Below are 18,804 nucleotides of genomic sequence, written 5' to 3' on the forward strand. Positions count from 1 at the left end.
CGCTGGGGCGCTCCGCCGGGGTGTCGAACGCGAATTAACTGTGCTCGCAGTCACAAACGGGACTACGCTCTTAGACACACAACGAAGAAATCAGGGGATTATGATTGCACTTCAACGAGGGCTCCTCGGCGTCAATCCGCGAACGCGAATCGGAGCTGTCATTGCTTCGTTGTTCGCCGTTTTCGCGGTGCTGTTCGGCAGCACAGGCGCCATGGCCGCCCCTCTCGCACCAGCCACCACATCTGTCAGGGCAGGGACTTCGAACGCGGCACCTGCCGCCGTCGTAGTAGCCTCCGCAGACGGTAAGAACTACGTTATTGGTACGGACACCACGTTCGCGCCCTTCGAATTCCGGGATTCCTCCGGCGAAATGACCGGCATTGACATGGACTTGATCCGTGCCATCGCCGAAGATCAGGGCTTCACGGTAGAGATCCGCTCCCTCGGATTCAACGCTGCACTCCAAGCTTTGAGCTCAAACCAGGTCGACGGCGTGATCGCCGGTATGTCCATCACGGACGAGCGCAAGAAGATCTACGACTTCTCAGAGCCGTACTTCGAATCCGGCGTCCAAATGGCAATCGCCCAGAACGACACCGAAATCACCGGGTACGAGTCTCTCAAGGGCAAGACGGTTGTCGCCAAGACCGGCTCCGAAGGTGAAACCTACGCAAAGTCCATCGCGGAACAGTACGGCTTCACGGTCCAGTCCCTGGACCAGTCCGCCACCATGTACGAATCCGTGAAGTCCGGAAACGCGGTAGCCGTATTCGATGACTACCCAGTGCTCGCCTACGGCATTGCGCAGGGCAACGGCCTGAAGACCGTGACGGACAAAGTTCCGGGCGGCTCCTACGGCTTCGCAGTGAACAAGGGTCAGAACCCTGAACTCTTGGCCGCCTTCAACGATGGCCTCGCCAAGATGAAGGCAGACGGCTCCTACCAGGCGCTGTTGGACAAATACCTTGCTGAGCCGAAGAACACCTCCGGTGGCAGCTTCTTTGACCTCTTGGGTCAGTCCTTGCCGGCCCTGATGAAGGGCCTCGGAAATACTCTTCTTGTCACGGGTATCTCCTTTATCTTCGCGATGATTCTTGGTTTGATCTTCGGCTTCATGAAGATCTCGCAGAACATTGTGCTCCGCGGCATCGCCACCACGTTCGTGAACATCTTCCGCGGTACCCCGCTGCTGGTGTGGGCGTTCTTCTTCTACTTCGGCATCCCGCAGATCACGGGTCAGCCCGTGAGCATCTGGGTGGCCGGCGTTCTGACGTTGGCGCTGAACTCGGGTGCGTATGTGGCCGAAATTGTGCGCGGTGGTATCCAATCCGTGGATCCGGGACAGCTTGAAGCTGCACGATCCTTGGGTCTTGGCTACGGCAAGTCCATGCAGCGCGTAGTGGTTCCGCAAGCGTTCAAGATCATGACTCCGAGCTTGATCAACCAGCTCATCATCATGCTGAAGGACTCCTCGCTGTTGCTGGCTATCGGCTTCGTTGAGCTCTTGTACCAGGCGCAGCAGATCTACGCGGCGAACTTCCGCGTGACTGAAGTTCTGATCATTGTGGCCGTGATCTACTTCATCGCGATCTTCTTGCTGACGAAACTCGCGAATTATGCAGATAGGAAGTACAACCGATGAGCACTGAAACGGTGGCACTCAAAGACAAAATTGTGGTGAAGGACCTTCGTAAGTCCTTCGGCACCAATGAGGTTCTCAAAGGCATCAACCTGACCGTGGGCGAGGGCGAAGTGGTCTCGATCATTGGGCCTTCCGGTTCCGGTAAGTCCACGGTGTTGCGCTGCTTGAACAAGCTCGAGGACATTACCTCCGGGCATGTGATTGTTGACGGGCGCGATCTCACCGATCCCAAAGTGGATATCAACGAGGTCCGACGCTCCATTGGCATGGTGTTCCAGCACTTCAACCTCTTCCCGCACATGACGGTGGCGGAGAACATCATGTTGGCTCCCATGGAGGTCAAGGGGGTTGCGCGGGAGGAAGCTCGTGCGCAGGCTATTTCCTTGTTGGACCGGGTGGGGCTGAAGGAGAAGGCGGATGCTCGTCCGGTTTCTTTGTCCGGTGGTCAGAAGCAGCGTGTGGCTATTGCGCGTGCGCTGGCGATGAATCCAGGCATCATGCTCTTTGACGAGGCGACTTCCGCTTTGGACCCTGAGATGGTGGGCGAAGTGCTTCAGGTAATTCGCGACCTCACGAAGGAGGGCATGACCATGGTCCTCGTGACGCACGAGATGGGCTTCGCGCGCGAAGTTTCTGACCGCGTGATCTTCATGTCCGACGGTGTGGTCACCGAGGAAGGTGCCCCCGCCGAGCTTTTCGGCAACCCGAAGGCGCCGCGCTTGCAGGACTTCTTGTCTAAGGTTCTGTAGGTTCTCACTTCAGTATTTCTAGTACGACGTCGCAGCTCGCTTTCTGTTTCTTGCCCCCGGTTTTCTTGAGGTAGTTATGGGAGGCGGGGTGCGGCGTCGTATTTGTTTTCTGCGCTCGTTTGCGGGGGTTTTCTGGTGTGTTTCACGCACAGGTGATTGTTGTGCACAGGGGTGTTGCGGGGGTGGTGTTTCGAATGTTTCTTCGGTAGAATAAAAGTGTTCGAAATTTCGAAGGCTGGGGGCCTGAACGCATGACTACCGCACTAGAAATTCAACCCACTTACCCAACTACTAGCACTGCACCAACTGGTGCTTCTTCGCTTGCCGCGAGCGGTGCTGCTATGCCTCGTGTTGCTGTGCCTGCTGGGGGTGGGGTTGACCGGTTTCGGTTGATCCACGAGGCTGTTTCGTCGGCGATGGATTCGTTGATGGGGGCGTCGATGTCTCGGGGTGCGTGGAAAGAATGCGCGGGTTTGATCGAACAACTTTCACACCAGATCGCCCGCGGGCAGGTTCGGGCTGCGGAGGCGTTTGTTGATGCTGCTACACGGGAAGCTGCTACTGGGTCCGGGAACCGGTTGCGGTCTAAGAACCCGGAAGAAGAACTCGCCGCCCATTTGGGTGTGTCTAAGGCCGAGATTCGGCGCCGTCTTAGCGTGGCCGAAGGCTTACGAGACCGACTCGACGAGTACGGGGAATCCTTAGGCGCGAAATTGCCGTTGGTGGCTGATGTGTTCATGAACGGGAACATGTCGTTGCTTGCCGCTTCCACGATGGTCCGGGAGATCAGTAAAGCCGAAACCATCGCCAGTGCTACTGAAGGTGTGGATGCTGATGCGACGCGGGAGGGGATGGAAGCGGCCCTGGTGGGGGCTAACCGCACCGGTGGGTGCCCGTTGGTGTCAACGGTGGCGAAGAACTGGTTGAACCGACTCAACACCAACAATGTCACCGCGACTGATGAGCTCAAGCGTCAGTTCCAGGGCTTGCACTTGCTCGGACGTAAATACGGTTTGAATCATGGGGAGTTCTATTTCGACGACGAACAATGGGCCGTCATCGCAGCTGGTTCCACCTTCGAAGCCAACCCCCGCGTCAAAACCACCGCCAGCACTGATGCCAGCACCAGTGATGCCAATGAGGTGGAAGCTGCAGGATCGTGCCTTGATGCGAATGGTGACGTTCATGAGGTGCCGGTGGTGTTGAAGGATTCGCGTACTCGCGCGCAAAAGCTTGCCGACGGTTTGGTGCGTAGTGTGCGGGCTGGGTTGGAGTCTAAGAAGCTACCAGTCAACGGTGGGTTACGGCCGCAGGTGATGGTCGCGATCGATTTGGAGACGTTGCAGGGTCGGGTGGCAGCTGATGAGAAGTATTTATCGCATTCAGCCCAGCTAGGCCCGGTAGATCCGAGCATGATCCGTAAGATCGCGTGTGATGCGCAGATCCTGCCGGTTGTGTTGAATGGTGAGGGCAGGGTGTTGGATGTGGGGGAGCCGCAACGGTTGTTCACTCAAGAACAACGAAAGATCTTGTACGCGAGAGATCTCGGGTGCACTGCCCCGGGGTGCACGGTTCCGGCGGATGGGTGCGAAGCCCATCATGTGAAGGAATGGTCCCAAGGCGGTCCGACCACGATTGATAACGGGGCACTGGTCTGTCACTACCATCACCAACTCGTGCACGAAACCGACTGGCGAATCAACATTAGTTCCGGGGTCCCGTACTGGGTTCCCCCGAAAGCCGTCGACCCCAACCAGATCCCGTTACGAAACCACTACTTCCGCCACGGCCTCACACCCTAACACCAGCCAAGACGCCCGCGCCTTGATGAAGCGCGCGTGCCCACACTACGGAAGTGTCTTAAGGGGCGCCCGATGCTTCCTGGTTGGTTCGTGGGATTGGTTCGAGTCCGTTTCGAAAAGCTTCAGGTGATCCGAGGTTTGGGTCAGCCTGATCGTGACACCCCGTCACGCCACTAGACACCACTGGTGAGCACGACGGGCGTGCCCTGACAACCACATAGAAACGGTCCGGCGTTAAGCAACAACGCCGGACCAGACGACGACAGCTATTCGAGACTAGCTAGTCGTCAGTGCGAGATTTAGCGACCAAGCAAGCCAAAACTGATGGCGCTCATGGTTGCCGGGTAGTAGGCGTTCAGGTAACCCTCGGATGTTGGGTGCAGGTTGTTCGGATCATCGAGATTCGTGGGATTGAAGTAGATCCACGGATCCGGGGAGTCCACACCATGACCACCGAACCAGGAATTGACATCAACAAAAGATGCATTGGTGATGGGTGCGGTTGCACCAGCGATCTGGGCGTTTAGACCAGTTGTAAGTTGCCGCATTCCGGCAATCTGGCCGGGCGACAGATAGGGGTTCGGGTAGACGCCATCGAAGAGTTGCGGATAGCCAAGAACCACGATCCTCGCATTGGTGAGGCTACGGATAGTGCTCAACGTGCTGTAGACATTAGCTCCCACACTGCCAAGTGCCGTCTGAGCTGATCCAAATGCCCATGCGCATTGTTCAGGAGATCCCATGGCACACGCTTGCACGAGTTCCTTCCACGGCAGGTCGTTGCCGCCAAGGGTGATTGTGACAACCTCTGCCTGGCTGAGCGCTCCGGCTGCGACGACTTGAGAGTAGAAAGCAATGTCCGAGGTTGTGAATCCTCCGCATGCTAGATCGAGTTTGAGGTCCACCCCCTTCTTGGCGTCGAGCTTTGAGACGTGGTCAGCTCCGCTTCCCTGAAAACATCCACCAGTGCTGGCGATGCCGCCGGTTCCAAAACCCGCGGAATATGAATCGCCCAAATTCACGTAATCGATGTTGCGCTCTGCTGCATTCGCTGTGGGTCCGAAAGCGGCGGCTGCTAATGCAACGGCTGCTACGAAACTACCCACCCTTCGAGTGACGTTCCTTGCCATGAGAAAACCTTCCAACAGGCGCAGAGGACTCGAGAAAAACCCCATCACCATCGAGTGTGTGCGACTCGTATCGGTTCGAGATCTCCACGCTGAGATCTAAAGTCAGATGGCTCCAGTACCTGAATCATAGGCTTCTGAGAGCGCGTTAGATAGAGGGAAAACTAGAAAGAAGAATATGAAATCGATACCAGAAAATCAGCGCTCAAATGCAGGAACTTTGTCGTGGTTCGCGGGGGAGGAACAGCCGGTCGGTTCTAACTGTCATACGTCGTTCGTACCGTTCTTTGTATGAACGCGAGGTGGTCATTCTCGGCCTGAGGACGGGGGCGCCAGCGTCATAGAAAGGCATGGTGTGATGCTTCCCTTCACTCACCTGTCCCAGCAGGTCAATGCTGGAATTAGAAATGGTCTACGGACGGTGGCAGTCACCGCAGCGGTGGTTATGTTGGCTACCGGTTGTGCGAGTGGCGCTTCTTCGGCCGCGTCAGAAAGTGCTGCCTCTGAAAGCGCTGCATCCGAGAGCGCGGCGAGCGAGTCCGCAGCTAGCGAGTCTGCTGCTGAGGCGGCGGCTTACGAAGAAGCAGAAGCAGCTGAGCGCGAAGTAGAAGCTGCGAAATCAGAGGCGGCAGCATCGTCTGAAGCCGCGGCCGAAGCAGAAGCAGAAGCGGAAGCTAGCCGTGAGGCTGAAGCCGCTGCTAGCGAGTCTGCGCAGGCTGAGAAAGAGGCTGCAGCTGCGCGCAAGAAGAAAGTAGCGGACGCCCCAGAGCTGAGCGCCCGCGAGTTGCAACGAATCGTCAAGAGCCCGGATGATCACATCACCGAAACGGTTGTGGTGTACGGAACCGTGTCGCAGTTCGACGCGGCAACCGGCGAGTGTACATTCCGAGCCGACATCGGCCATACGAACATGCGGTACGACTGGGACTATGAGCACAACTCCATGTTCGTGGCCGGCGATCTTGAGTCAGACTGCCCTGAGCTTGATGACGTCCTGCAGGACGACGAAGTGCGGATTACAGCCACCGTGCTGATGGCCTACACGTACGACACTTCGATCGGCGGAAGCGCCACCGTCCCACTCTTCACTGTGGAGAAGATCGAACGGATCTAGCGAGTCAAATCGCATCGGATCCTAAATAGTGACTTAAATAGCGACGACGTAGCTCGCCTCACGGTGGCCGCACCCGAGGCGGGGTGGTCACGAAAGGCGAGCTGCGCCGTCGTACTGAATAGGTCGTCCTTCTAGCTGAAGGAGCCAGGCTAGCGGTGGAGGCTGCTAGCTGGCGGTGGAGACCTCAGAGAGCAACTGCAAAGACTGCTCGAGAGAGTCTTCCTTCACGAGCGGGAATGACACCTTCTTGAGGAGTTCCTTGTCCGTGACCTTGCTCCAGTCGTAGGTCAAGGTGACTTCGGTGGTGTCGGCGTCCACGGAGGTGAGCTCGTAAACCCACTCCCAACCCTTCGGTTCGGACTTAGGGGCGGCAGGCTGCCACCCAACGAGCTTGTTCTCGGCGAATGCGACGACGTGGTTTTCCATCTGGTACTCGCCACCCATGTGCTCGCCCTCCATGTTCATGGTGAAGACGTCGCCAACTTCCTTGATGCGCTCGGTGTTGAGCGCGGAGCGGACGAATCCTGATCCATCAAACTTGGGATGGTTTGCGGGAAGAGTGAGGATATTGAAAATATCGCGGACCGGAGCCTCGATGGTGCGGCTGACCGTGAGCTTGTGCTCCGTCGCTGCCTGATGTGCGTGAGAATTGGACATTCTTGCCTCCTGAATATTCCGAAATCTTCGCTGACTCCTTAAACGTAAAGGGAACGCCCCGAAAGACGCTCCCTTTTTGGTGCTCAATCAGCGTGAAGCTTAAGGCAACAGCCGAACCCTTGGCAGATCCGAACGATCGGCCTAGTATGCCTTGCGGCGCTGCTCCACGATCAAGTGGATGAGCGCAAACTTCTTCTCTTCGTCGATCGCCTTGTACGCGGCCTCGAGAGCCGCAGGGATCTCAGAATCCTTCTCAACACGAACGCCAAATCCGCCGTAAGCCTTTGCCAACAAAGCGAAATCAGGATTCTCGAGCTGCGTACCGGAGATGCGCTCCGGGTAATCGCGCTCCTGGTGCGTGCGGATGGTGCCGTATTCCTGGTTGTCCATCACGATGACCAGCGGGGTGGCACCGTACTGGGTAGCCGTGGCGAGCTCCTGACCGTTCATCAAGAATTCGCCGTCACCAGCGATCGTGACCACGCGGCGGCCAGGGTACTTCAAGGACGCTGCAACGGCAGATGGGATCGAATAACCCATGGAACCATTGCGAGCCGAGATCATGGACGCGTAGGAGTTCGTGGGGAAGTAGCGGTGAGCCCAGTTGGTGTGCTCGCCAGCGCCGAAGGTAACCATCGCATCTTCGGGAAGCTGCGGAACCATCGTGGCCATGAGGGTGTCCATCTGCGCCTGACCGTCACCGTTGTTGGTGGTTGGCAGAGCAGCGAACTTCTCTTGCTCTTCGCGCATCTGCTTGGTCCACGCCTTCCACGAATCCTTGGCAGGAAGCGCGATGCGGACCAAGTCGCGGACAAAGACATCCGGCTTGGCAACGATCTGGTGAGTCACGGGGCCGGAACGACCACGCAAGGAAGGATCGATCGTGACGATGAAGTTCTTCTGATCCCAGTTCTGACGAGCCGTGAAACCATCGGTGATGACGTCGCCGGGGACGGTGCCCACGAAGACCAAGAGGTCGGTTTCGTCGAGCAAATCGTAGGTTGGCTTCGGACGGCCATAGCCGATGGGGCCGACGTACGACGGCGACGTGAACGGCACGGTGCCTTCGCAACGCCACTCAGCAGCTGCCGGGATGTGGTGATCTTCGAGCCACTTCGTGAACAGCTCAGCACCCTGGTGCGTCCAGTCGTTGCCGCCGAAGACGAAGAGTGGCTTCTCAGATTCCTGAAGTGCAGACTCGAGGGCCTTCCAGTCCTCAACAGTCATGCCGCCCACGCCAACCGGGATGACCGGGTGCAACGTAGCGTCGATTTCCTGCTTGATGATGTCCTCAGGCAAGCCGATGACGACGGGGCCCGGACGGCCAGAAACAGCGGCAAACATGGCCTCAGCCACGATCTCCGAAGCGCGCTCTGCGTGATCAAGCGTCATGACGCGCTTAGCGCCAGAGGCGAACCACGACTTGGGATCGAACTCCTGGAACGCTTCGCGGTCGCGGTGCTCAAACGGAATCAGACCCACAAAGAGAACCATAGGAGTGGAGTCCTGCCAAGCGGTGTGCAAGCCGACGTGAGCGTTAGCCGCACCCGGGCCGCGAGTCACCATGGCAATGCCAGGAACCGAGTCCATCTTGCCGTCGGCTTCAGCCATGTAAGCGGCTCCACCCTCGTGGCGGCAGACAACGGTTTCGATCTCAGACTTGTACAAACCGTCAAGCACATCGAGGTAGGACTCGCCTGGAACAACATAGGTCCGATTCACACCGTGAGCAACAAGGGAGTCAACAATGACATGCCCGGCGGACTTACGTGCGGGACTCGGCGTCGAATTATCGGACAAAGTAGTGCCTTTCAACATTGAAAAGATCGAGGGAAACCATCGACGGTCTAGAAATTCATCGAATTCTTCGCCACAATGTACGACACCACAAGGTGTGACCGCACAGTGGGACGGAAATGTTTCGACTAATTCTTGGAATCGGTGACTTCTTCAGTAGCCGTTTCTGAGGCTGCACGCCCAGCGGTGGGTTCAGCGTTCGGTACTGCAATAGGTTCAGTAGTACGCCACGAGAACCAGCCAACAATTGCACCCAGCGCCAAAAATACGTAGGCGCCGAGGGTGGCAAGGGCAGGATCGTTCGCCACAACAAGCGCCACAACGCCCGCCGCGGCAAGAGCCAACGCAATGAATGACCACCGCTGGCCGAAAGCGATTCCGGCAAAGCTCGCGGTGATGATGCCCATGAGCGCCATATTGATCAGGATGATCTCGGCTCCGGAGGAGAACGCGAATCCGGAAGTCAGCATGGGGCCAAGGTTCAAGGCGGTCAGGACTATGACCAAGATTACAAACGTGACGACGCTACGAACCTTCAAAGCGCGTGTGGGAACGGCTCTACCGAAACGTCCCACCATCGCAGATTTGGACCACTTCCACAGCCCAAAAACACCGATCAGCATGGCAGGGATCGCCGAAAGCAACCCTTCGTAGCCGTACAACAAAGCAGTGACGATCGGCCCCGCGAACACGCCCAGCATGTAAGCCCACCAGCCAAGGTCGTTCCGTCGGCCCAACAACCAAGCCCCCACAGCCATCAGCACATAAGCCAGGGCATTGAGCATCACGATGGTTGCGGTCTCAGATCCAGCCTCCTGATTGGTGAGGTTCTGGATAATTTCAGTCACTGCGATACTTCCAATCCATCAAGAATGAACGCGTAATCCCACGCGATGTCTTTCCACTTTTCATACCGTCCGGACGCGCCGCCGTGGCCGCCATCAATCTCCGTCTTCAAGAAGATCGGTTCAGAACCGGTGGTAACTTCGCGAAGCTTGGCAACCCACTTTGCAGGTTCCACGTACAGCACGCGAGTGTCATTCAAAGACGTCACCGCTGCGATCCGAGGGTATTCAACAGCCCGAATGTTCTCATACGGGGTATAAGACTTCATGTATGCGTAGACCTCGGGGTCGGTAATGGGGTTGCCCCATTCCTCCCATTCGAGTGCCGAGAGTGGCAGCTCTGGATCCAAGATGGTGGTCAGCGCGTCCACGAACGGAACCTGCGCCACGATCACCTTGTAAAGCTCAGGCGCCAAGTTTGCGACGGCACCAATGAGGAGGCCGCCAGCCGAACCCCCCATTGCCGCTACCCGCTTCGGATCAGCCCACCCATGAGCAATCAGCCAACGCGTGGCGTCCACAAAGTCGGTGAACGTGTTCTTCTTCTGAAGCTTCTTGCCTTGCTCATACCAGCTGCGGCCCAGTTCGCCGCCACCGCGAATATGCGCGATCACAAAGACCACGCCACGATCCAGCACGCTCAACCGAGGCACCGTGAACTGTGGATCCATGGACGCCTCGTACGATCCGTAGCCGTAGACCAGCGTGGGATTCGTGCCGTCGGCGGTGACATCTGCGCGGCGAAGTACGGACAGCGGGATCTTGGTTCCGTCCGCAGCGTCAGCCCATTCGCGGGTTGCCACGTACTGCGAGGAGTCGTAGCCACCGGGCACCACGGTCTCCTTGCGGAGCTCGAGCTGTTGCTGGGAGGCATCGAAATCAAAGATCTGCGCGGGAGTGAAGAAAGAGGTGTAGCTCAAGCGCACGAACGGGGAATCGTAAGGCGCATCTGAGAACCAGACGCTGCACAGTTCCTCGTCAAACTGAGGCTGTACGACGACGCCGCTCAAGTCAGCGCTGTCTGCTGCTGTATTCAGCGGTTCAGCGCTGTCAGCCGGGGCGGGCGCGGTGGCGCTGTCAGCTGAGGCGGTGGCGTTGCTTGCGATGAACTCCGCCACGTGAGCGAGCGAGAGGAACTGCACGCGCTCGGTGGTGTTTTCTCGCAAGGAAAGAATGAGGTACCGGCGGTTCACTGCGGAACCGGAGAGCTTGACGGTCTCGCGGTGCTTGATGAGTGTCAGCCACTGCTGATCCGCGTACGGCTTCTCAAACTCACTCGCGGCGGCAATCGCCAACTCGTTGTTGGGTGCTTGCCGATTGTGTACCAGCAAGTAGTAGCGCTGATCGCCAATCTGTACTGGATCAATCCCGTGCAATACGCGCTCGTCGCGGCTCACAAGCAAGCGAGGCTGTGCGCCGGGATCTACAAGATCCATCACCCAGGTCTCGGCGTATTCGGAGTTACCGGCCTGAATCACCATCTCCGTGCGGTCGGCGCTGAGGTCGAAGCCCAGCCACATGCTGGCGTCGTTCTCCTCGAACACCACGGTGTCCTGCTCCACAGGGGTGCCAAGCACGTGCTGACGAATCTGGAAGGGGCGCCACGTGTCATCAACCACGGTGTAAAAGACGCGATCGTTAGCTGGCGCCAACGCAAGGTCGTAAAACGCGCCGGGGATGACGTCGTCGTAATGGCTCAGCGTTACTGGATCCATGAAGCGCACCGTAAAGCGCTCATCGCCCGCGTTATCCACCGCGTACGCAAAGAGCGAGCCATCCTCGGCGAAAGCCATCGCGCCGAGCGAGAAGAAGGGTTGGCCTTCCTTTTCCTTGTTGCCGTCGAGCAGCACCACTTCGCCATCGAGCACGGCGTCGGTGGGGATCTCCGGAGGGGTCCAATCGGCGTGCTCGTCGCCAGTGTTCTGCGCGGGGACGCGGCAGTATTTCGCGTACTGCTGACCCTCGGAGGTGCGAGTGAAGTACCACCAGTCACCAATACGGCTCGGAACGGACTTGTCCGTCTCCTGCGTGCGCTGTTTGATCTCCTGGAAAATAGCGTCGCGCGTGGGCTGCTGGTGCTGAGTCAGTTCCCTGACGTGCTTGTTCTCGGCGGCAAGATGCTCGAGAACCTCAGCGGATTCCTTGTTACGCAACCATTCGTAGTCATCCACGAACGTGTCGCCGTGATGCGTGCGATACGTTGGTTCTTTGCGGGCAACCGGCGGCTTTACAGGAACAGAATCTGACTCATTCATACGTTCCATTCTCAGCTAAGGGTATTTTTGAACCTAATCAAAGCTTGAGCCCCCACGCATGACTGAAAGGCACTCGACGTGACCACGTCCAATCCTGCAGAGAACATCACAAGTTCTTCGCAACCGAAGTACCCAGTAGTTTCTGGGTGGATTCAACTCAATGACCACACCTATGTTCGTTCCAGCGCGGAGTGGGGTGCTAACACTGGACTGGTTGTTGGTTCGGAAAAGGCACTCGTGATTGACACCGGTGGGGGACCTCGCCAAGCGAAGGAGCTTGCAGACGCCGTCCGAGCAATCACGGACCTGCCCATCACCGTGGCAAACACGCACGCACACTTTGACCACGTCTTCGGTAACGCGTACTTCCGTAACCACCTCGGTGTCATGGATATTTGGGCCCACCACTCCGTGGTCAAGGACCTGCTGGAAACCGGACTGCTTCAGCGCAAGTTCGTGCGCGGCGTAGAACCAGAAATGGAACTCGCTGAAGGACTCGATACCGAGCTCGACTTCCCGAACCGACTCCTCGAAGAAGCACCGGTTGACCTTGATTTGGGTGGCGTGACGGTGACGTTCTTCTACTTGGGAAAGGCGCACTCTCGCGGCGACATGTTGGTTGGCGTGGACGGCATCCTGTTCGCCGGTGACATCGTCGAAGAAGGCGGACACCCGTCCTTCGAGGATTCCTACCCGCACGACTGGCAGCGCGTTCTGGGCAAGATTATCGCCATCGACGAGCTCTACCCGGTAGTGATTCCAGGCCACGGCCAGCCGGTGGACATGGACTTTGTGCGCATGCAGTTCCACAAGTTGCGCCAGGGTATTCGCGTGTCCGAGGCCGCAATTCACGAAGCTTCCGCGGACTACACGAAGGCCATCCCGGTTCTTCCTTACGGGCCGTTGCAGTCCCGTCACTTGATTCAGCGCCTCAAGAAGTCGGCCACCCGCGCTACCGAGGACTGATCACTTATCACCGAACCCGCTGAGTCTTCGTGGCTCAAAAGTGCCGTCAAGATCTACGCGCCATCCCTGCTGTACTCGGTAGGGTTGGGGGCCGTTTCGCCCATCGTGTCCTTGACGGCACTTTCTTTGGGCGCTTCCACCGGACTGGCGGCGGCGATGATCACCATCATCGGTCTGGGATCGCTGTGCATGAACGTGCCCGCGTCCCTTCTGACCTCACGCTTTGGCGAGCGCACCACCATGATTGGGGCTGCTGCGTGGGCTGCGATCGGAATGGGCGTGGCGCTGTGGTCGGAGCATTTGCCCTTGCTCGCGGTCGGTATCTTCTTTGTGGGCATGGCCGGCGCGGCCTTCAATTTGGCGCGCCAAAGCTACCTCGCCGAAGTCATCGCCCCCGCTCAGCGCGCACGAGCGATGTCCACGCTCGGCGGGACGTTGCGCATCGGTTCGCTCATCGGTCCGTTCGCCGCGGCGGGCGTCATGATTCCGTTAGGGCTCGACGGCGCCTATTGGGTGGGTCTCATCTCGATGCTCGTCGCCCTCGTGGTGTGCTGGTGGATCCCGGAACTGCTCACCCACGAGCGCGATACGCCGCTTCCCGACAGCGGGGCATCATCTTCGAAAGACTCACCGTCTTCGAAAGACTCACCGTCGTCGCAACCCTCGCAAGGTTCGCATACCCGTCACGTAGCAAAGGAGCCGCTCTCCCCGCTACCTCGCGGAACCTCGGTGCGTGCTGTAGCGAAGCGGCACGCAAGGGTCTTCGGGACGGTGGGCATCGGCGTCGTGCTTATTTCAGGAGTCCGAGCCGCCCGCGTCGCAGTGGTCCCGCTGTGGGCGGACGCAATAGGTTTGGAGCCGTCCGTCGCAGCCCTCATTTATGGGCTGTCCGGGCTGATTGAGGTGTTCGTGTTTTACCCCGCGGGCAAGCTCATGGATCAGCGTGGCCGCGTGTTTGTGGCGGTTCCGAGCATGGCGCTTATGGGCGTTGCGCTCGTGTTCTTGCCGTTCACTGATGGCGTGGTGAGCCTCGCGATCGTGGCGATGCTGCTGGGTTTCGGCAACGGTCTGGGCTCGGGAATCGTGATGACGCTGGGCGCCGACTACGCGCCCGCCGCCACTCGACCGCAGTTCTTGGGGCTGTGGCGGCTCGGCTCGGATACGGGCATCATGGCGATGCCGCTCATCCTCTCCACCGTCACCGCGACGGCGAGCCTTGCGTCCGGCATCTGGGTAGTCAGCGCCGCTGCCTTCCTGGGCGCGCTGATTCTGGGAATTTTCATTCCCCGCACGCCGCGGCAAGCCTGAGCGTTCTGGCTTTCGTACGAATTACAACTCGTACGACGACGTAGCTCGGTTCCCCGAATTGCTCCCACTTCCAGCAGGCACGCGCTGGTCCGGCGTTGCGTATCCGGGGTGTGCTTGGCCGGGGTTTGTCTGACCCGGGTACGACTGACCGGGCGAGGTCTGAAGGGGAGCGGTGTGAGCAGCTGGCATCTGGGTAGTCGTGGGAAATTGCACTGCTGCCGGTGCTACCTGATCAAAACTTTCGGGCTGCTGCGCCACGGTCCGCAAACGGAGCGGGGACAAGAACTTGTTGAAGATCCCGAACAAGAACAGCGCCGCGGAGCTGATGAACAGCGTTCCGGAGAGGAACAGCCACGAGTTGGCGCTCAAGAGTTCTTTCGCCAGCGCGGTTTGGGTGGCGAAGAAGAAGATGATGACCGACGCTACTCCGCTCAAGAGTGCTGGCATCCAGAGCAACAGCGGCCACAAGCCGAACCGTCCAATATGGAAGCGGGAAAAGAAGCGTTCGTTGGTGCTTCGTGCGTTCCAGCTCTTTCCCGTGGACAGAACCAGGACGCCGCTCAGGAATCCCCAGAACGCACAGACCAAGAAGGCGCCAACAATGTCGCTGGGGCGGTGCCATCCCAAAGCCACCGTCGAGACGCCCGTCAGGAGAGCGAAAAGACCGCCGAACAAGGCAAGAAGTGGACGCCAGCGGGGAGCCGCCACCACGAGGACCGCGATCATTGCGGCCGTCGCAAAAGTGGTGTGACCGGAAGGGAAGGAGTTCACGGTAGCGTCGGAGATGTTGAAGTCCGGGCGGTTCAAGATCGAGTGCTTGAGAACCTGAGTGCTCAAGGTTGCCCCAGCCCAACCGGCTGCCGCGATCAGCGGAGCCACGAGGGAACGTCTCGCAATTGCGGTGATGATCAAGGCAAGAGCGCCGATACCGCCAGCAAGTTCTGGTAAGTAGCCAAGGAAGCGACGAAGTGCCGAGCTGTATTCGGTGCCGTCGCCAAGATACTGCTGAGCACCAGCGAACGCTGCCTCGTCGGCGAACTGCCCGTTCGGCGTGAGCACGAAGTACCAAAACGCGAGCCCGAACAGCGCCACGGAGACGGCCATCCCAAGAACTGCAGCAACCCAACGAGGCATCACGCGAGCAGTGCTCACGAACAGATGCGGTGCTCCCCGCTTGTCACGGGATTCCAAGAGATTCTGCTGGGTCATACTAAGAATGGTGTCAGGCTAAGCTGTGGACTTCCTTGCAACGACATAGCTTTGCGTTGTGTTCGTGTATCCACCGCACCGCAACAGCGAGGTCTCTCGGTACCCTGAGTAGGTGACCGTCTTCCCCACCCTCAGCGACCTTTTGGACAACCTTCACGTGGTGTCCATTCCTATGCGCGTGACGTTCCGCGGCATCATGCACCGCGAAGCCGCACTCTTTGAAGGACCCTACGGGTGGGGCGAGTTTTCGCCCTTCCTTGAATACGGGCCGCAAGAGGCATCGGCCTGGCTCGCGAGCGGAATCGAAGCAGCGTGGGAGGGCTTTCCTGAACCGTTGCGATCGCACGTCCCCGTCAACGCAACGGTGCCCGCGGTGCCGAGCAGCGACGTCGTACGGGTTCTAGAAAATTTCGATGCGCACCACACCGTCAAAATCAAGGTCGCCGAGCACGGACAGAGTCTTGAGAACGACCTCGCCCGCGTGGCCGAAGTGCGTAAGTATTTGCCGGAGGCAGCGTTGCGCATCGACGCAAACGCCGGGTGGAGTGTGCCGGAAGCGTTCGACGCGCTGCAGCGGCTAGCCGAATACAACCTCCAATATGCGGAGCAGCCCGTCGCCGGAATTGAGGGCCTCGCCTGGTTGCGCTCGCAGTTGCGGGCCGCGGGGAATCCCACGTTGATCGCCGCCGACGAATCTGTGCGGAAGGCTACCGACCCGCTTGAAGTGGCGCGAGCGGGCGCCGCGGATCTCTTGGTGATCAAGGCCGCGCCGCTCGGGGGAGTGCGAAACGCGCTGCGGATTGTGCGTGAAGCGGGCATGCCGGCGGTAATTTCGAGCGCGCTGGACACCTCGGTGGGACTTTCGGCTGGAGTTGCGCTCGCAGCCGCTTTACCGGAACTTCCGTTTGCGTGCGGGTTGGGGACGGGGTCGCTCATGACGGACGACGTCGCAGCTCACCCCCTCCTACCACGCTCAGGGGCGCTTGACGTGCGAAAAATAGAACCTGATCAGGGAAAATTGCGTGTTTTGGCCGCTAGCGAGGAGCGTCGTAGTGCATGGGTAGAACGAATCAGGGCCGTACATGAAGTGTTGGTGAACAACAGCTAAATAATTGTTCACTTGAAAACACCCGAAACTTAAAATTGTAGTGACAAGCTCATGAATGTAGTTCTTCTACCCATTTTCTGGAGGAAATCACCATGGGCACTCCGCTCAACCTTTTGCCAATGTTCGGCCACACCCGCGGCAACCGTTCCGCCGCAACCTGCCACTACAAGTGCGGCAACGCTTGCGCCAAAGACGTATGCAACACCTCGACGAACAACTACTTCCGCGACATTGCTGATGCAGCACTGACCCGTCGTGCAGCTCTTGGCCTCGGTGGCGTAGCCGCTGGCGCTGTTGTTGTAGGCGCATCCCTCGCTAACGCTCCACAGGCAGCTGCTGACTTCGGCGGACACGGCAAGGGCGGCGGAAAGCTTAACTTCAAGGCCATCGCGCCTGTCCCACGCACCGTTGACGGCGTGACGGTTCCTGCCGGCTACGATTCCCACGTCATCATCCGCTGGGGCGATCCAATCTTCAACGATGCTCCAGAATTTGACGCTTTCAACCAGTCCGCAAAGGCCCAGGCAAAGCAGTTCGGTTACAACGCTGACTACCTGAACATCATCGCCGATCAGGGTAACTCCCGCCGCGGTGTCTTGGTTGCTAACCACGAATACACCAACGAAGAAATGATGTTTGATGCAGCGTGGGCTGCTGAAAACGCGGACGAAGTTCGCCGCATCGCCATCCAAGCTCACGGTATGGGCATCGTGGAAGTTCGCCGCGACAAGGCCGGAGAGCCTTGGAACTACATCAAGGGTGGCGCTCGCAACCGCCGCATCACCGGAACTACGCCGTTCGCCATCGACGGCCCGGCTGCAGGTTCTGCCCTCTTGAAGACCGTTGCTGACCCTACGGGCAAGCTCGCCTTGGGTACCTTCAACAACTGTGCAGGTGGCACCACCCCTTGGGGCACCGTGCTTTCCGGCGAAGAGAACTTCAACCAGTACTTCCAGGGAACAGGTTCCGCAACCGACGCCCGCTACGGAATCGGCTCCGGCCCCACCGAGCGCGGCTGGGAACTCACGGACCCACGTTTCTCCGCTCAGAACGCTGGCTACGAGAACGAAGTCAACCGCTTCGGCTGGGTTGTTGAGATCGATCCACAGGATCCAACCTCCACCCCGGTAAAGCACACCGCACTCGGCCGCTTCAAGCACGAAGGTGCCAACATCCGCGTCGCCGCTGACGGCCGCGTTGTTGCATACTCCGGCGACGACGAGCGTTTCGACTACGTGTACAAGTTCATCTCCAAGAACAAGATCTCCAAGGATCGCGAAGCCAATAAGAAGCTTCTCTCCGAGGGTGACTTGTTCGTTGCTCAGTTCACGGGCGATTCCCCAGTATCTGAGATCGATGGCTCCGGCAAGCTTCCTTCCGATGGCGCCTTCGACGGCTCCGGCAAGTGGATTGCACTGACCAAGGACGGCAAGTCCATGGTTCCAGGCATGAGCATCGAAGAAGTTCTCGTCTACACCCGCTTGGCAGCTGACAAGATGGGCGCAACGAAGATGGACCGCCCAGAAGACGTCGAGCCTAGCCCGGTTACCGGCAAGCTCTACATCGCACTGACCAACAACACCGACCGCGGCAAGATTGGCAAGAAGGCTGGCGCTGACGAGGCTAACCCACGCGCAGGCCTCACCAGCGCAACGGCTAACCGCGACGGCCACGTCATCGAGCTCACCGAGACCAAGAACGAAGCCACCGCGCTGACGTTCAACTGGAGCATCTTGTTGCTCTGCGGCGATCCTGCAAAGCCAGCTTCGGAACTCTACTTCGCTGGCTACCCAGCGGAGAAGGTATCGCCGATCTCTTGCCCAGACAACATCGCGTTCGACTCCAAGGGCACCTTGTGGATCTCGACCGACGGCCAGCCAGGCACCATCGGCTACTCCGACGCTTTGCACAAGGTAACCTTGACCGGTGCTGAGCGCGGCAAGGTGGAGCAGTTCCTTGCTGTTCCAGTCGGCGCAGAGACTTGTGGTCCACTCATCCACGACCGTGACAACTCGGTGTTCATCAACGTGCAGCACCCAGGTGAAGGCGGAACCTTCGCGGCTCCGAACTCCTACTTCCCTGACTACGTTGCAACCCCAGCACTGGCTAAGAAGGGCCAGTTCTCCGGCCCACGTCCATCTGTTGTACAGGTGTACTCGCCAGCTGGTGCCAACAACGGCAAGGGCAACAAGTAGCAAACGCGCGTTGGCTCGCTAGGTTCGCCT

At 58.7% G+C, this 18,804-nt stretch carries 14 protein-coding genes; 8 read left to right on the forward strand and 6 right to left on the reverse strand.

Translation table 11 applies throughout. The features are described 5' to 3' along the window. Positions 1-100 precede the first annotated feature (100 nt). The 3 genes from HD598_RS10165 to HD598_RS10175 all read left to right on the forward strand — a co-directional run bounded on the left by HD598_RS10165 (position 101) and on the right by HD598_RS10175 (position 4,193). Positions 101-1,642, forward strand: a complete 1,542-nt coding sequence (locus HD598_RS10165; RefSeq protein WP_260170536.1) for an amino acid ABC transporter substrate-binding protein/permease — start codon at positions 101-103, stop codon at positions 1,640-1,642. Continuing rightward, complete coding sequence (locus tag HD598_RS10170; protein ID WP_071894880.1) at positions 1,639-2,391, forward strand: amino acid ABC transporter ATP-binding protein; 753 nt, start codon at positions 1,639-1,641, stop codon at positions 2,389-2,391. Before HD598_RS10165 ends, HD598_RS10170 begins: the two co-directional genes overlap by 4 nt. Before the next feature lie 473 nt (positions 2,392-2,864). Further along, complete coding sequence (locus HD598_RS10175; protein ID WP_183665649.1) at positions 2,865-4,193, forward strand: HNH endonuclease signature motif containing protein; 1,329 nt, start codon at positions 2,865-2,867, stop codon at positions 4,191-4,193. Positions 4,194-4,492: 299 nt separating this feature from the next. Here HD598_RS10175 and HD598_RS10180 read toward each other — a convergent pair whose 3' ends face one another. Then, positions 4,493-5,323, reverse strand: a complete 831-nt coding sequence (locus HD598_RS10180) for an SGNH/GDSL hydrolase family protein (RefSeq protein ID WP_183665652.1) — start codon at positions 5,321-5,323, stop codon at positions 4,493-4,495. Positions 5,324-5,678: 355 nt separating this feature from the next. Here HD598_RS10180 and HD598_RS10185 point away from each other — a divergent pair, with 355 nt between their 5' ends. Next, complete coding sequence (locus HD598_RS10185) at positions 5,679-6,434, forward strand: hypothetical protein (RefSeq protein WP_183665654.1); 756 nt, start codon at positions 5,679-5,681, stop codon at positions 6,432-6,434. A 165-nt stretch (positions 6,435-6,599) separates the two neighbouring features. Here HD598_RS10185 and HD598_RS10190 read toward each other — a convergent pair whose 3' ends face one another. From HD598_RS10190 to HD598_RS10205, 4 genes are all read right to left on the reverse strand, one after another. Then, positions 6,600-7,091, reverse strand: coding sequence for an SRPBCC family protein (locus tag HD598_RS10190; RefSeq protein ID WP_183665656.1), 492 nt, complete (start codon positions 7,089-7,091; stop codon positions 6,600-6,602). 141 nt (positions 7,092-7,232) lie between these two features. After that, a complete protein-coding gene (locus HD598_RS10195) occupies positions 7,233-8,891 on the reverse strand; it encodes a thiamine pyrophosphate-dependent enzyme (RefSeq protein ID WP_409366185.1) in 1,659 nt (552 codons plus the stop codon). Between the two features lie 125 nt (positions 8,892-9,016). Continuing rightward, on the reverse strand, positions 9,017-9,736 hold the full coding sequence (locus tag HD598_RS10200) for a nicotinamide mononucleotide transporter (RefSeq protein ID WP_071894886.1): 720 nt from the start codon (positions 9,734-9,736) through the stop codon (positions 9,017-9,019). Further along, positions 9,733-11,988, reverse strand: coding sequence for a S9 family peptidase (locus tag HD598_RS10205; protein ID WP_183665660.1), 2,256 nt, complete (start codon positions 11,986-11,988; stop codon positions 9,733-9,735). Before HD598_RS10205 ends, HD598_RS10200 begins: the two co-directional genes overlap by 4 nt. A 78-nt stretch (positions 11,989-12,066) precedes the next feature. Here HD598_RS10205 and HD598_RS10210 point away from each other — a divergent pair, with 78 nt between their 5' ends. Beyond that, positions 12,067-12,954 (forward strand): MBL fold metallo-hydrolase, encoded by an 888-nt coding sequence (locus HD598_RS10210; RefSeq protein WP_183665662.1) that lies wholly within the window; start codon positions 12,067-12,069, stop codon positions 12,952-12,954. Between the two features lie 69 nt (positions 12,955-13,023). Next, entirely contained in the window at positions 13,024-14,262 is a 1,239-nt protein-coding gene (locus tag HD598_RS10215) for an MFS transporter (RefSeq protein WP_260170726.1), read from the forward strand. Positions 14,263-14,283: 21 nt separating this feature from the next. Here the strand turns inward: HD598_RS10215 and HD598_RS10220 are convergent, their stop codons facing one another. Next, positions 14,284-15,471, reverse strand: a complete 1,188-nt coding sequence (locus HD598_RS10220) for a phosphatase PAP2 family protein (protein WP_183665665.1) — start codon at positions 15,469-15,471, stop codon at positions 14,284-14,286. Positions 15,472-15,583: 112 nt separating this feature from the next. Here HD598_RS10220 and HD598_RS10225 point away from each other — a divergent pair, with 112 nt between their 5' ends. Then, entirely contained in the window at positions 15,584-16,579 is a 996-nt protein-coding gene (locus tag HD598_RS10225; RefSeq protein ID WP_183665667.1) for an o-succinylbenzoate synthase, read from the forward strand. A 92-nt stretch (positions 16,580-16,671) separates the two neighbouring features. Then, positions 16,672-18,774: a PhoX family protein gene (locus HD598_RS10230; protein ID WP_183665669.1), complete on the forward strand. Its 2,103-nt coding sequence runs from the start codon at positions 16,672-16,674 to the stop codon at positions 18,772-18,774. Positions 18,775-18,804: the final 30 nt, after the last annotated feature.

The organism is Neomicrococcus aestuarii (assembly GCF_014201135.1).
Lineage (GTDB): Bacteria > Actinomycetota > Actinomycetes > Actinomycetales > Micrococcaceae > Neomicrococcus > Neomicrococcus aestuarii.

Coding starts and splice junctions, on each gene's coding strand:
- HD598_RS10190 (WP_183665656.1), bottom strand. CDS start 7,091: ATGTCCAATTCTCACGCACATCAGGCAGCGACGGAGCACAAGCTCACG.
- HD598_RS10170 (WP_071894880.1), top strand. CDS start 1,639: ATGAGCACTGAAACGGTGGCACTCAAAGACAAAATTGTGGTGAAGGAC.
- HD598_RS10205 (WP_183665660.1), bottom strand. CDS start 11,988: ATGAATGAGTCAGATTCTGTTCCTGTAAAGCCGCCGGTTGCCCGCAAA.
- HD598_RS10230 (WP_183665669.1), top strand. CDS start 16,672: ATGGGCACTCCGCTCAACCTTTTGCCAATGTTCGGCCACACCCGCGGC.
- HD598_RS10165 (WP_260170536.1), top strand. CDS start 101: ATGATTGCACTTCAACGAGGGCTCCTCGGCGTCAATCCGCGAACGCGA.
- HD598_RS10220 (WP_183665665.1), bottom strand. CDS start 15,471: ATGACCCAGCAGAATCTCTTGGAATCCCGTGACAAGCGGGGAGCACCG.
- HD598_RS10185 (WP_183665654.1), top strand. CDS start 5,679: ATGCTTCCCTTCACTCACCTGTCCCAGCAGGTCAATGCTGGAATTAGA.
- HD598_RS10180 (WP_183665652.1), bottom strand. CDS start 5,323: ATGGCAAGGAACGTCACTCGAAGGGTGGGTAGTTTCGTAGCAGCCGTT.